This window comes from Candidatus Avedoeria danica (assembly GCA_016703025.1).
In the GTDB taxonomy this organism is placed as follows: domain Bacteria; phylum Chloroflexota; class Anaerolineae; order Epilineales; family Epilineaceae; genus Avedoeria; species Avedoeria danica.
On record JADJCV010000004.1, the window covers coordinates 764,778 to 778,660 of the forward strand.

The 13,883-nt window shown below is 70.7% G+C and carries 8 protein-coding genes; 3 read left to right on the forward strand and 5 right to left on the reverse strand.

Annotated elements, in window-relative coordinates:
• Positions 1-190: 190 nt before the first annotated feature.
• Positions 191-1,213 carry a protoheme IX farnesyltransferase gene (gene cyoE, locus IPG72_06425; protein ID MBK6768631.1) on the forward strand — a complete coding sequence of 341 codons (1,023 nt, stop codon included), beginning with the start codon at positions 191-193 and terminating at the stop codon, positions 1,211-1,213.
• Positions 1,214-1,220: 7 nt separating this feature from the next.
• Here cyoE and IPG72_06430 read toward each other — a convergent pair whose 3' ends face one another.
• Entirely contained in the window at positions 1,221-1,850 is a 630-nt protein-coding gene (locus IPG72_06430) for an FHA domain-containing protein (GenBank protein MBK6768632.1), read from the reverse strand.
• 192 nt (positions 1,851-2,042) lie between these two features.
• On the opposite strand from IPG72_06430, the gene IPG72_06435 reads away from it, so the two are divergent.
• Complete coding sequence (locus IPG72_06435) at positions 2,043-3,062, forward strand: serine/threonine protein kinase (protein ID MBK6768633.1); 1,020 nt, start codon at positions 2,043-2,045, stop codon at positions 3,060-3,062.
• Here IPG72_06435 and IPG72_06440 read toward each other — a convergent pair.
• The 4 genes from IPG72_06440 to IPG72_06455 all read right to left on the reverse strand — a co-directional run bounded on the left by IPG72_06440 (position 3,046) and on the right by IPG72_06455 (position 9,566).
• Positions 3,046-5,991 carry a glycoside hydrolase family 3 protein gene (locus tag IPG72_06440; GenBank protein MBK6768634.1) on the reverse strand — a complete coding sequence of 982 codons (2,946 nt, stop codon included), beginning with the start codon at positions 5,989-5,991 and terminating at the stop codon, positions 3,046-3,048. The two genes, IPG72_06435 and IPG72_06440, sit on opposite strands and share 17 nt — an antisense overlap.
• A 1-nt stretch (position 5,992) precedes the next feature.
• Positions 5,993-6,646, reverse strand: a complete 654-nt coding sequence (locus IPG72_06445) for a hypothetical protein (GenBank protein ID MBK6768635.1) — start codon at positions 6,644-6,646, stop codon at positions 5,993-5,995.
• A gap of 37 nt (positions 6,647-6,683) precedes the next feature.
• Entirely contained in the window at positions 6,684-8,303 is a 1,620-nt protein-coding gene (locus IPG72_06450; GenBank protein MBK6768636.1) for a hypothetical protein, read from the reverse strand.
• A gap of 138 nt (positions 8,304-8,441) precedes the next feature.
• A complete protein-coding gene (locus IPG72_06455; GenBank protein MBK6768637.1) occupies positions 8,442-9,566 on the reverse strand; it encodes an NYN domain-containing protein in 1,125 nt (374 codons plus the stop codon).
• 302 nt (positions 9,567-9,868) lie between these two features.
• Here IPG72_06455 and IPG72_06460 point away from each other — a divergent pair, with 302 nt between their 5' ends.
• Positions 9,869-13,834: a DNA-directed RNA polymerase subunit beta gene (locus IPG72_06460; protein MBK6768638.1), complete on the forward strand. Its 3,966-nt coding sequence runs from the start codon at positions 9,869-9,871 to the stop codon at positions 13,832-13,834.
• Positions 13,835-13,883: the final 49 nt, after the last annotated feature.

The following is a 13,883-nucleotide window of genomic DNA, read 5'->3' on the forward strand; positions in this document are numbered from 1 at the left end:
CGCCCGCCTGCGCGCGTGGCCGCCATATCTTTGCGATTCGCCGCTGTCTGTCAAGCCGAAGGAGGCGGATCGTCCGGGCGCCGAGCGCCGTCCGACGGCGGCGCGAGCCGTATAATGGGCCGTCGACGGCGCCCCGATGCGCTGGGCACCCGCGTAAGGCGGGCTGCCAGGCCGACAAACGGAGGCGCGCATGGTCCCACAACACGAGGCCCGGTTCGGGGCCGGGATCGACAATGGGATCGACCATGGGATCGACCATGGGATCGACACGGGGATCGACCACGGGGTCGAATTCGGGATCGACGCCGGGACGGAAGCTCTTCCCACCGTTCGTCCCGGCGCGTCTGCGCCGGCCGGCACGCTGTCGTCCGACCTCCTCGCCCTCGTCCGCCCGCGCCTTGCCACGCTTGGCCTCGCCGTCGTCGCCCTGTCGTACGTGATCGCGCAGCCGACGGAGCACGATCCGCAGCGGCTGGTCGCGCTCCTCGTCGGCAGCGCGCTGGCGCTGTGCGGTTCGAGCGCGCTGAACCAAGTGGCGGAGTGGCGGCGCGACGCCCAGATGCGGCGCACGGCGTCGCGGCCGATCCCGATGGGCCGGCTCAAGCCGTGGGCGGCCGGCATGTTCGGCGGGATTCTGGCCGTGGCCGGCGTGAGGGTGCTGTGGGGCGTCGAGCCGCTCGCGGCGTGGGCCGCCATCGGCGGCGTGCTGAGCTACGTCGGGGTGTACACGCCGTTGAAGACCCACACCCCGCTCGCGACGATCGTCGGGTCCGTGCCCGGTGCGCTGCCCGTGTTGATGGGCTGGGCCGTGGCGCGCGGTGAGATCGATCTGGCCGGCTGGACGCTGTTCGCCATCCTGTTCGTCTGGCAGCTGCCGCACTTCCTGGCGATCGCGTGGATGTACCGCGTGGACTACGCCCGGGCCGGCTTCCGGATCCTGCCCGACGGCGAGGCGGCCGCCGGGTTCGTCGCCCGCCAGATCGTCGCCTCAACGGTGCTGCTCGTCGCGGCCAGCATGTTGCCGCTGGGCGTCGGGTTGGTCGGCGGCCCGTACGCCGTGTGCGCGCTCGCGCTCGGCGCCGCGTTCCTCGCCGCCTCGATCCAGTTCGCCCGCCAACGGACCGGTGCGGCGGCGCGCCGCGTCCTGAAGGTATCCGTGATCTACCTGCCGCTGTTGTTCGCGGCGCTGGCATGGTTCAACGTGCCGCGCTGAGACCGTTTCAGATGAGCAGCTGGTAGCCGAGCCCGCGCTTGTGGGCGACGATCGGCGTGCCCGGGGCCACATCGGCCAGCCGCTTGCGCAGCCGGCGCACGAGCCCTTCGATCGCCAGGTCGGAGACGCCGTCGGTGAACCCCGGATAGCACCGGGCGCACACCTCTTCGCGCGTGAACACCCGGCCGGGCTCGCTGGCCAGCAATTCGATCAGGAGGTACTGCGGCACGGTCAGCGGCGGCTCGATCGGCTGGCCGTTCAGGACGACGCGCCGGTTCTCGGCGTCGACCCGCAGCCGCAGCCGGCGCCCCTCGGCGGTCCACGCCGTCGCGTCGCCGTCCAGGAACACGAAGCGGTAGTTCGGCGGGATCTCGATCGTGTCGCCGTCGCGCAGGCGCGTCGCGCGGTCGATCGCGTTGCCGTTCAGCCGGACGCCGTTGCGGCTCTCGAGGTCGAAGAGCATCCAGTGGTCGCCCTCATGGCGGATGGACACGTGCCGCCGCGACACCTCGCGGTCGGCCAGCACGACGTCGCAGCTGTCGGACCGGCCGATCGTCAGCGCGCTGCTTTCCAGGGTCCACCGCGCGGACGGACGGCCCGGACCTTCCTGCAGGATCAACAAGCTTCGAATCGACATCGCTGCCTCGTGGTGACCGACTGTTCGTGGACCGCGTCGGCTGTCCATTGCCGGCGTCGACCCGCATCGCACTGGCTTCGCTCCGCGTCCGGGCGTTGACGCGGGCGCCGCTTGGCCGTAGCCTACCCGCCACCGCCGGTTGGTGACAAGCCTGCGAAATCCGTCGCCCCCCAAGAACGCCTTCGACGCACCATGGCCACGAACCGAACCCTCCTCCATCGGCGCTACCGTGTGGTCTCGCCCATCGGTGCCGGCGGCAGCGGCTCCGTCTGGCTGGCCGACGATCAGCGCTTGCCGGGACGCCAGTGCGCCGTCAAGGAGATCGTCGTCCCGGCAGACCTACCCGCGGCGGAGACCGCCGTGCTCCGCCGGTCGCTGCACGCCGAAGCGACGACCCTTGCGCGTCTCGACCACCCGGCGCTGCCCAAGGTGTCGGACTGCTTCGACGGTGCGCCGTCGGCCGCGGCGGGCGCCGGCGTCCGGCACTACCTCGTCATGGACTTCGTGCCCGGTCGCGACCTGCTGGCCGTGCTCGAGGACGCGCGCTGCCGCGACCGCCAGATCGACGAGACCGAGCTCTGGTCGTGGGCCGAGGCGCTGTGCGAGGTGCTCCACTACCTGCACACGCAGCGACCGCCGGTGATCCACCGCGACATCAAGCCCTCCAACCTCAAGCTGACGCCGGACGGCCAGCTCAAGCTCGTCGACTTCGGCCTCGCCCTCGAGGTGCGATCCGACGACGGCTCCGCGCGCACGGTGGCCACCGGCGCCGGTACACGCGCCTACCAGCCGCTCGAGCAGTACGGCGATGGGGCGGCCCTGGACGCCCGGGCCGACATCTACAGCCTTGGGGCGACGCTCTACCACCTGCTGACCGGCCGCGCGCCCGCGAGCGCAAGCGAACGCTTCATCGACCCGGCCGCGCTGGCCGATCCGCGTGCGCTGCGCCCGTCCGCGCGGACCGCCCTCGGGAACATTGCGATGGCGTGCCTCGCCCTGCACCCGGACGACCGGCCCGAGAGCATCGCGGCCGTGCGCCGCATGCTGCGCGCCGGGACGCCGGGCGGTTCGGCGATGGTCGTTGCGGACCCCGCCGCGCCGCGGTCCGCGCCGGCGGACGCGTGGTGGTCCGAGCTGCGCCGGCGGCCGTTCCGGCTGGCGCTGGCGGCGGGGCTGGCGGTGGCGGCGGCCGTGATCAGTCTGCTGGGCTAGTCATCCGGCTGCCGGGCTGACCGTCGGCCCGTGCCCGATCGCGTCGCCCGCGCGATCCGACGCTGGCGGCGAGTGCCGCGACGACCGCGCCCGCCCCCGAAACGACCAAGCTGTCCACCCCCGCCACCCAGCCCGGTGGCCGGCCGATCGCGCCGAGCCGGAGCGCCGCGGCGTACGCGCAATACCCGGCCAGGGAAGCCGAGGCGACGGTCAGCGCCCGCCCGACCGCGGCGCCGCGATCCGCGCGGCGGACGACCGCGAGGCCCGCGGCAGCGGTGAGCGCCGTCGCGAGCGCCACGAGGAGGTCGATCGGGCCGGGGCCGGACGGAGGGGTGCCGTCGGCGGCACGGGGTTCCCGCTGTCCGGGCCCGCCCGGAGCGGCCGGTGTGGCGGCCGGCGTCGCCGTCGGTGGCTGGGGCACTTCGATCCGGAGCGGTTCGGCTTCGGCGGCCGCGCCCGAGCGGGCGTGCAGCGTGATCATGCCGCCTGCGAGGAGCGTGACCGTGGCTTGCGCCACACCGTCCTTCGTCAGGAGCCGGCTGCCGGCGGGGTCGAGCGCGCCGGCCGGCTCGCTGCTCAGGTCGACGAGCGTGCCATCCGGCACCGGGTGCCCGTTCGCGTCGATGATGGGTCCGACATGGAGCGTGATGCGGCGCGGCGGCGGCCCCTTGCCGGGGTCGACGGCGGTCAGGACGAGCGGCAGCGCCGGGTCGGGGTCGAGACGGTCGGCCAGGTCGTAGCCCGCTTCCTCGACCGTTACGGGCGAGCGGCCGGCCGGCGTGCCGTCGCCGAACAGGGCGGCGACGGCGGCGTCGATGGCGGCCGGCAAGCGGGTGTAGGCGCTGATGTGCGCGTCGAGGCGCGCCGCGTTCGTCTCGTCGACATAATACGGGGGTCCGAACGAGAGCACGCCGATCCGCCCGTCGTGGACGGCGGCGATGCGGTAGAGCTGCGGCAGGATCTGGCCGCGCAGCGCCCGGATCGCCTCGGGCTCGAGCTCTCCGAACGCGACGATGATCCAGTCGGCCCCCTCGAGCTCGGCCAGCACGGCCGCGGTGTCGAGCGTCGGGTCGCAGCCGAACAAGGCCGGCGGCGGCGTCGGGGCCGGGGTGGGGGTCGAAGCGGCGCCGTCGCCGGGGGTGGTTGGGGACGGTGCGTCGACGGTGCCGGGGGCCGCGCCGTCGTCCGGCGGCGGCTCGGCGCCCCCCGGCATGTCCAGCGCCGGGCTGAGCGCCTGCTCGATCTGACACAGCGCGTACGAGCGGATGTCCTCCGGGGCGATCAGGCCGGCCCCCTGGCGTCCATAGCGCGCCAGCACCGTGCCCTCCAGCAACGTCGGGCCGGGCTCGGTCAGCCGCTGCCAGTCCGCGTCGGACAGACCGCACGACTCGAGCGGACAGGCCAGCGGGCCGCCGTCGTCCGTCAGCAGCCGCTGGGCGTTCCGCCGCTCGGGGTGGATGAGGACGAGCCGGTCGCCTCGGCCGGGCGGCACCTCCGGCAGCGTCCATGCGGTCAGCCCTTGGCCGACGATCCGCTGCACGACTTCGCGGCTGGCATCGCCGCCGACGGCGCCGACGGCGTCCGGCTTGGCCGCGACGCGTTCGGCCGCCCACGAAGGGTAGACGCGGTGCTTGGCGGCGAGCACGCGGGCCAGCGCGGTGTCCACCCGCATGCGGAAGGCAGGATCGCGCCGATAGGCGTCCGCGAAGTAGAGGACGGTGTCCTCGATGTTCGCGCGCATCTCCTGCCAGGCGTTGCGCTGCGCGAACTGCGCCAGGATCAGGACGTCGTTGCCGGCCATGAGCGCCTCGCGGGCGATCTGGCGGTGCGGGAACGTGCGACCGCTCGGATCGAACCATCGCTTGACGGCCGGCACGCCCAGCGAGTCCGACACGACGAGTCCGCCGCTGTTGTGCCACGCGCCGAACCGGAAGTGCTCGAGCGCGAAGAGCGTCGCCAGCCCCTGCCGATCGAACGAAACGGGCAGGCTGGCCTGCTGCGAGTTCCGGCTGAGGCCGCGGTAGCGGATGTGGGCCGTCATGAGGGCATCGGTCGAGGACGCGGCGTCGCCGCCGGGCGGGTCGGTCGTCACTTCTCCGAACGGGGGCAGCTCGATCGTCTCGAGGCTGGCGAAGTCTTTGGTGACCACCGAGACGTCCTGATCGGGCAAGCGATCGCTGCCGCCGTGACCGGGGAAGTGCTTGGCCACGGTTAGGACGCGGCCGCCGCTGCCCGCGTGCACCCCGGCCACGTAGGCGCTGCCCATTCGCCCCACCCAGTACGGATGCCCGCCGAACGCCCGCGTGCCGATGTCGCCGCCGTTGTCGACGTGCGTGCTGGCCAACACGTCGAGCACCGGGCCGAGGACGACGTTCACGCCGACGGCGGCGAGTTCGCGGCCGGTGATCTCGCCGACGGCCGACGCATTGGCCGGGTCCCACGTGGCGCCGATGGACATCGCCGACGGGAGGGCCGTGAACCCCTCGCGCAGGTGGGTCAGCGGCGCGCCGTTGCCCTCGTGGTCCACCGCGATGAACAGCGGCACGCCGTCCGGTCGAGCCAGCGCCGTCCGTTGGATGTCGGCCGTCAGCTGGGCGATGTGCGCCGGCAGCGGCTCGCCGCGCCGGTTGACGAACACGTTGCTGCCGGTCTGGAGGACGATGCCGCCGATGCCGAGTTCCCGGGCGAGGGGTGCGATCTCGTCGAGCGGCGCAGCGCTGTCCGGCGCGTACACGGCGACGAGCAGCAGCTGCGCCACTTTGCGTTCCGGGCTGAGCGCCGCCGGGTCGGCTTCGTCGATGGGCGGGGCGCCGGCGGTGGCGGCCGTGGTGGGCGGCGTCGGGGCGGCGCGCACGTGCCCGGCGGCGGCGGCAGCGGCGGTCGCCGCGCCAAGGGCGAGCGCAAGCGCGATCCGCGCGGCCGCAGCCACGCTACGCACCGGCGGCCGAGCGGCGCAGCCCCTGCGTGTCATAGGCGCGCACGGCTCCGATCACATCAGCGAGCTTGGCGCGGTCGAGCACGCCGGGTTCGCTCTCGACGCCTTCCCAGACATCGATGCCCCATGGCCCGACCTCGCGGAGCGCACCGGGAATGTTCTGCGGGGTGAGCCTCTCGCTGGCCAACAGCATCGGGTAGCGCTCCGCGATCGCCGCGACCGCCGACCAACGCCGGGCGACGTCGCCGGCGAGTTGGAGCATGAGCGTCGGCCAGGTCGTTTCCTTCGTTCGGCGGCCGTAGGTCCGGGCCGCGGCGTCGATCTCGGAAACGGTGCGCACCGTCACGCCCTTGAATGCGTGCGGCGTGACGGCTTCGACCTCGGCCCGCGGCTCACTGCCGAAGAGCTGCGCCCCGTCCAGCTGGCACTGGTCGACGATCCGCTGGATGAGGGGCGACGGCGTGTCGACGAACACGCCGACGAAACGTACGGACGGCGGCAGGACGCGGCGGATCGCCCAGGCCTGCGTTGACGTGACATAACGCGGACTGCGGGCGCTGAACACGCAGGCCACCGTCTGCACCCCGAGCTCGGCCGCCGCTGCCGCGTCCTCCGGGCGCGTGACCCCGGTCCACTTGATGTGCGTCACCGCGCCTCGGTCCGGATTCGGGTCATGGTGACCAGGATCACGGGCAACCCGCCTTGAAGATCACCGGGTTGCTGATGGGGTGATAGGGCACGCCGCGGTTCGACAGGCTCAACCGTCGCCGCAACGGGTTGAAGGGCGAGACCGGCGCGTTCGGGTTCTGGGGCTTGTTCCAGCCGTACACGCGCTGCGGGTCGGCCAACGCGGCATCGATCACGACGCGGGGCACGCGGCCGTACAGCCAGTCGCAGACGCCCGGATCGATGGCGAGCGGCGTGGCGGTCGGCGCCGGGACGTCCGTCGGCGGCGGCGCGATGCACTGCACGGTGAGGTCGGCGCTCGTCTCGAAGGTGCGGCCGTTGTCGAACACGGACACGGTCCGGATCTGCCGCGGGCCGACGGTTCCGGGTACCACCTGCAGCTGCCACACGACGGAACCCGTGTCGGCCGGCGCGATCGAGCCGAGCGACTTCTCAGCGGTCTCGCCGGGCGCGAGCGTGAGGCCGGCCGGCAGGGTGATCGTGGCGCGACCGCTGTTCAGCGGCGCGAGGTCGAAGTTCGACAGGAACAGCGCCGCTTCGAACGTCGTGCCGCAGTTGACGAGCACCGGGGCCGTCACGAACGCGCGACCGCCGCGGTTGGCGGCGATGCCGTAGCGCGTGTTGATCTCGAAGCTCTGGCCGGGCCGGACGGTCCGCGGTCGCCAGAGCAGCGCGACGGCGCTGTCGCCGGTGATGACCCGCGTCGCATCGACGGTGTAGTCGAACGGCTGCTCCTGAATCTTGCGCCAGTTCGCGACGATCAGGTCGTCGGGCGCCGTGACGCCGGCATCCCGGACGAGACCGAGGCCTCGGAGGAAGCTCGGGTCGAAGTCGGCCGCCTGGAACGCGATCCAGAACGGCGGCACTTGCGCCCCCGAGAACTGCTGCTCGAACGTCAGCGTGCCGACGCCGGGCACGAAGTACGGCGCGCCGTCGTTCGCGCCGATCTGGATGTCCAGCAGGGAACGCAGGCCGATGGACAGGTCGACGCTGTCCCTGTTCGCGATCTGCCAGCGCATGTCAAGCAGGTCGGGCCGGCCGCTGTAAGGGTTGAGGACCGCCGAGAGCGTCTGCGTGATCACGACGCGGTGCGTGGTCCGCCGGTTCCAGACCGTCCGCACCGACGTGGCGTCCTCGACGTGCGAAACGACGTCAACCGCGTCCTGCGCCGCAAAGTCGTCGATCCCGTTCGGGCCGATGATCCGGACGGTGATGTAGCCGGAACCCGTGCTCGATGCCCCGCCCGGCACGAAGCCGTACAGCAGCCCGAGGTCGTCGTCCAGCGTCGTGCCGGGGTCGCCGCCCGTCGTTCCGAGGGAGAAGCCGCCGAACGGGTTGACGTCCGCCCGGATGAACGCATTCGCCACGCGCTGGCATGGTGCGGTGTCGGGGCGGCACTCATAAGGCTTCGAGCTCAGTGTGCCCGCGGTGCTTGCGGCCACGGGCGGGATCGCGCGGACGCCGATGGCGACGGCGACCGCGGCGCCGAGGCCGAGCACGCAGCCGCCGAGCGCGAGGGCATAGGAGGTGCGCAGCGCACGGAACGACGAAGGCCTTGCGGCATTCGGGTGCGCGCCCTGTTCGGTGGCGCGGGTCCTTGAAACCGGTGAAGGCAGCATCGTGATCCCTCCCAACGTTGTCGGCCCTGATCTTCCTCGGCGGTTGGCTGGCCTCGGCGCTCTGTCGTCACTGGAATTCGCCGAACGGCCCATGCAGCACGATCCGTGCCGCCGCCGCCCGCTCCTCCTAATCGGCGATCACCGGCTGAACGGCTTGTCGGCCGCGATCTGGTAGTACGCGTGCGGGCCGCGCGTCGTGCGGACGAGCAGGCCCTCGTTGATCGCGATCTTGATCATCGCCTTGATGTCCTGGTTGGACAGATCGATGATCTCTTTGTTCCGCAGCCCGCGCAGCGCGTCGTAGATCTGGATGAAGAGCACCGGTTCGGTGAACTGCCGGAGCGCCTCTTCGAACACCGCCCAGTCCTTCGTCGTGAGCTTGGCGGCGTCGAGCTCGGCGTCGTCGACGTCCTCTTCCGTGACGGTGGGTTCGGCGGCCGGCATGTCGGGCGCGAACTGGCTCACGGCGTACGGGTCCTCGCCCGGAAGGAGGACCTCGTTGACGGATCCGCTCGAGAAGATCTGCACCAGCTTGCGGCGCTCCGCCTCGCGGACGAAGTCCTTGAAGCTGCCGACCAGCCGCCCGCGCCGGTCCTTCGTCTTCGTCTCGTCGAAGCTCGGCACGAGCTCGAGCATGACGAGCTTGAGTGTCGCCAGCGTCGAGACGTGCCCGCGCTCGCGCGCGGCGCGAACGGCTTCGACGAGTACCTCGTACGGATCGCGCTCCACCTTGTCGGCGGCGTTGACGATGTCCTCGTCGACCTGACTGTAGAAGAGGAACTCGTCGGCCGATTGCGCCAAGTGGTTGGCCGTCGCCTGGGCCACGCCGATGACGACGGTTCGCTTGCCCTGCTGGCGAATCGCGTTGACGAGCGGGATGAAGTCGCGGTCCCCGGTGACGAGGACATACGTACCGATGTTCCCGAAGGCATGCAGCGTCTTCATCATGTCGATGCAGAGGTACATGTCGACGCTGTTCTTGATCGCCCGACCCGTTCGGCCCTCGTCGCGGTCGTAGTGGTACGTCGGGACGTACATCGGCTCGATCGCGTTGGCGTAGAGCGCGTTCGTGACGCGCGGGTAGCGATACCAGTCGGCGTAGGCGCGAGCGATCGTCACGCGCCCATAGCGCTGCGCCAGCTCCATGATGGACTCGAAGTTCGGGCTGGCGTCGTAGCGGTTGCGGACGGAGATGTAGATGTTCTCGAAGTCGATGAACACCGCCACGTCCGGCCCGCCGAACGAGCGATTGTCTGATTCCACGGGGGAGAGATTCCTTTGGTGTGATGCGCGGTGTGCCCGCCGCCCGCCGCGTCGGCGGGCACAAGGGGGGCACCTCGGGTAAGGGAGCGGGGCGATCGAGGAGGGCGCCTGGGCAACTGTGCGCCACAGGTCCGTTCCTTCGCCTCCGGCTGGCAGTATAGCATGAGGGTCGGGTCGGACTGTGGGCCGGCGTGGCTGTTGACAGCGACCCCTGCGGTGCGTATGCTACTACGGTTGCATCCAGGCCGGACCCAGCGCTGTTAAGCACCGGCCCGGTCGGCGGTCAAAGGAGCGAGCACGGCATGGCGAAGAAGCACGTGGAAGTTCAGCAGCTCGAGGACGGCATCTCGCTGGCGAACGTATCGCCCGCGGGGAGTGCCGGCGGCGGTGCGCCGCTGCGGGTGCGCAGGCAGTACGCCCGCATCCGCAACCACTTGGCGCCGCCCCCGCTGATCCTGGTGCAGGTCGACTCCTTCGACTGGTTCAGGCAGCACGGGCTGACCGAGCTGTTCCACGAGATCTCGCCGATCGTCAGCTTCAACAAGAACCTCGAGCTGCACTTCGTCGGCCACCGATTCGACGAGCCCAAGTACGGCGTCGTCGACTGCCGCGAGATGGATATGACCTACAGCGCGCCGTTGTGGGTGACGGTCCGGCTCATCAACCGCGCCACGGGTGAGATCCAGGAGCAGGAAGTCTTCATGGGGGACTTCCCGATGATGACCGACAACGGCACCTTCGTCATCAACGGCGCCGAGCGCGTCGTCGTCAGCCAGCTGATTCGCTCGCCGGGCGTCTACTTCAGCGCCGACAAGGACCTGACGACGGGCCGATCGCTCGCTTCGGCCAAGCTGATCCCGAACCGCGGGGCTTGGCTCGAGTTCGAGACGTCCAAGCGCGATGTCGTGAGCGTGAAGATCGACCGCAAGCGGAAGTTCCCGGTCACGTCGCTCCTCCGCGCCGTCGGGTTCGGCAACAACGAGGAGCTGCTCGCGCTCTTCAGCACCGTCGACGACAGCGAGGATCACCCGTTCATCTCGACGACGCTCGAGAAGGACCCGACGACGGACGAGGAAGATGCCGTTCTCGACATCTTCCGCAAGCTGCGCCCGGGCGACCCGCCCACAATCGACAACGCCCGGACGTTCCTGTCCAGCATGCTCTTCAACGAGCGCCGCTACGACCTCGGGCGCGTCGGGCGCTACAAGCTGGACCGCAAGCTCCACCTCCGCCCCGGCCAGAAGCGCGCCGTGCCGCTGGACGAGCCGCGCCCGCTGACGCTCACGCGCGACGACCTGCGCGCTGTCGTCGCGCACATGCTCGAGATCAACAACGAGCGCGAGCACCCGGACGACATCGACCACCTCGGCAACCGGCGGGTGAAGACCGTCGGCGAGCTCATCCAGAACCAGCTGCGCGTCGGCCTGCTCCGGATGGAGCGCGTCGTGCGCGAGCGGATGAGCACGCGGGACCCGGATCAGGTCACGCCGCTTGGGCTGATCAACATCCGGCCCGTCGTCGCCGCGACGCGAGAGTTCTTCGGCGGCTCGCAGCTGTCGCAGTTCATGGACCAGACGAACCCGCTCGGCGAGCTGACGCACAAGCGGCGCTTGTCGGCGCTCGGCCCGGGCGGCCTTCGCCGCGAGCGGGCCGGATTCGACGTCCGCGACGTCCACCACTCGCACTACGGTCGGATCTGCCCGATCGAGACGCCCGAAGGTCCGAACATCGGCCTCATCGGCAGCTTGGCCACGTATGCGCGCGTGAACGACTACGGCTTCATCGAGACGCCGTACCGTCGCGTGCGGAACATGGTGGCGGGTACGGTCGAGGGGCTGCTCGGCCGCGCGCTGCGCGAAGACGTGACGGACAAGGCCGGCAAGATCGTCGGCGCCGCCGGCAAGCGGATCGACAAGGCGCTGGCAGCCAAGCTCGCGGCGCTCGATCTGGCGGAGATCCCGGTGGTGCCGTTCGTCATCGAGTCGGAGGAGGTCGAGTACCTCACGGCCGACGTCGAAGATCACTACTCGGTCGCCCAGGCGAACAGCCCGCTCAACGACGAGGGCGAGTTCGTCGAGGCGCAGGTGACGGTGCGACGCGAGGACCGATTCCTCCTTCGCCGGCCCGAGAACGTCGACTTCATGGACGTGGACCCCAAGCAGATCGTCAGCGTCAGCACGTCGCTCATCCCCTTCCTCGAGCACGACGACGCGAACCGCGCGCTGATGGGCTCGAACATGCTCCGGCAGGGCGTGCCACTCGTGAAGCCCGAGGCGCCGATCGTCGGGACGGGCATGGAAGGGCCGGTGGCGATCAACAGCGGGCACGTGGCCGTGACCGAGGCGGCGGGCGAGGTGATCAGCGTCACCGGCGATCGGATCCTGGTGCGCGAGGTGGGCGGCGGAATCCGGGTCTACAACCTGACGAAGTTCATGCGCTCCAACGCGTCGACGACGATCGACCAGCGGCCGATCGTCCATCAGGGCGATCTGGTGCAGGCCGGCGACGTCCTCGCCGACTCGTCGTCGACCGAGAAGGGCGAGCTCGCGCTCGGCCAGAACGTCCGGGTGGCCTTCCTGAGCTGGGAAGGCGGCAACTACGAGGACGCGATCCTGATCAGCGAGGACGTCGTCCGCCAGGACAAGTTCACGTCGATCCACGTCGAGAAGCACGAGATCGAGGCGCGTGACACCAAGCTCGGTCCCGAGGAGATCACGCGCGACATCCCGAACGTCGGCGACGAGGCGCTCAAGGATCTCGACGAAGAGGGCGTGATCCGCGTCGGCGCCGAGGTGCAGCCGGGCGACATCCTGGTGGGCAAGATCACGCCGAAGGGCGAGACGGATCTGACGCCCGAGGAGAAGCTGCTGCGCGCGATCTTCGGCGAGAAGGCGCGCGAGGTGAAGGATTCGTCCTTGCGCCTGCCGCACGGTGAGCGGGGCAAGGTCGTCAGCATCCGCAGCTTCGACCGCGACGATGCGATCGAGCTCTCGGCCGGTGTGGAGCGCTTGGTCCGCGTCAGCGTCGCGCAGCGCCGCAAGGTGAACGAGGGCGACAAGATGGCCGGGCGGCACGGCAACAAGGGCGTGATCAGCCAGGTCGTGCCGCTCGAGGACATGCCGTTCCTCGAGGACGGCACGCCGATCGAGATCATGCTCAACCCGCTCGGCGTGCCGGGCCGGATGAACATCGGCCAGATCCTGGAGACGCATCTTGGCTGGGCCGCCGACCGGCTGGGCTTCAGCGTGATGACGTCCGTGTTCGACGGTGCGCGCGAAAGCGACATCGCCGCCGAGCTGGCGCGCGCATGGCTGATCGACACCGCGTGGCGCGAGGTCACCGACCGGGCGTTCGCGTGGCTGGACGAACAGGACCAGGCGAACGCCTCCTTCGCCGACGACGACGAGGTGCGCGCGCTCTTCCTCGACTCGTGGCTGCCCGACGGCGACCGCGAGCGGCTCTGGAGCGACGAGGGCTATGCGCGCCGCGCCGCGCTGGCGCAGTGGCTCGTGTCCGAAGGATATGATCCCACCTCGATGTTGCGCTTCGAAGACGACGCCGAGCAGGGAGATCTGCGCGAGGCGGCCAACCACGCGGCCATCGACGCCTGCCTGCGGCTGTGGGTGTTGCGCACGCTGGCCGAGCGGGACGAGAAGCCGTCGTTCGACGTGGCGAAGGCCGGCGGCGAGAAGCTGCTGGCCGAGGTGCGCGCCGTGGCGACACGGCTGCACGTGCCGCTGCCGATCGCGGGCAAGCAGCGCCTGTACGACGGCAAGTCCGGTGAGCCGTACGACGAGGCGGTGACGGTGGGCATTATCTATATGATGAAGCTGGCCCACCTCGTCGAGGACAAGGTCCATGCTCGTTCGACCGGCCCGTACTCGCTCGTGACGCAGCAGCCGCTCGGCGGCAAGGCGCAGTTCGGCGGCCAGCGCTTCGGCGAGATGGAGGTTTGGGCGCTCGAGGCGTACGGCGCGGCGCACACGCTGCAGGAGATGCTCACGATCAAGTCGGACGACGTGACCGGACGGGTCAAGACGTACGAGGCGATCGTCAAGGGTGAGGAGATCCAGGACCCGGGCGCGCCGGAGAGCTTCCGTGTGCTCGTGAAGGAACTCCAGAGCCTCGGGCTGTCGGTCAAGGTCCTGGACTCGGAGGGCGACGAGATCTCCCTCGGCCGCGAGCACGAGGACGATCGCGGCCCGCGCCTCGGCCTTGGCCTGCGATTGCCCCCGAACCGCCGCGCGGCGGACGTCGGCGAGGACTGAGCCCACCCGTCCGTTGCCGGCCCTGCGGGGGGCGACGGACGGGGTGCGA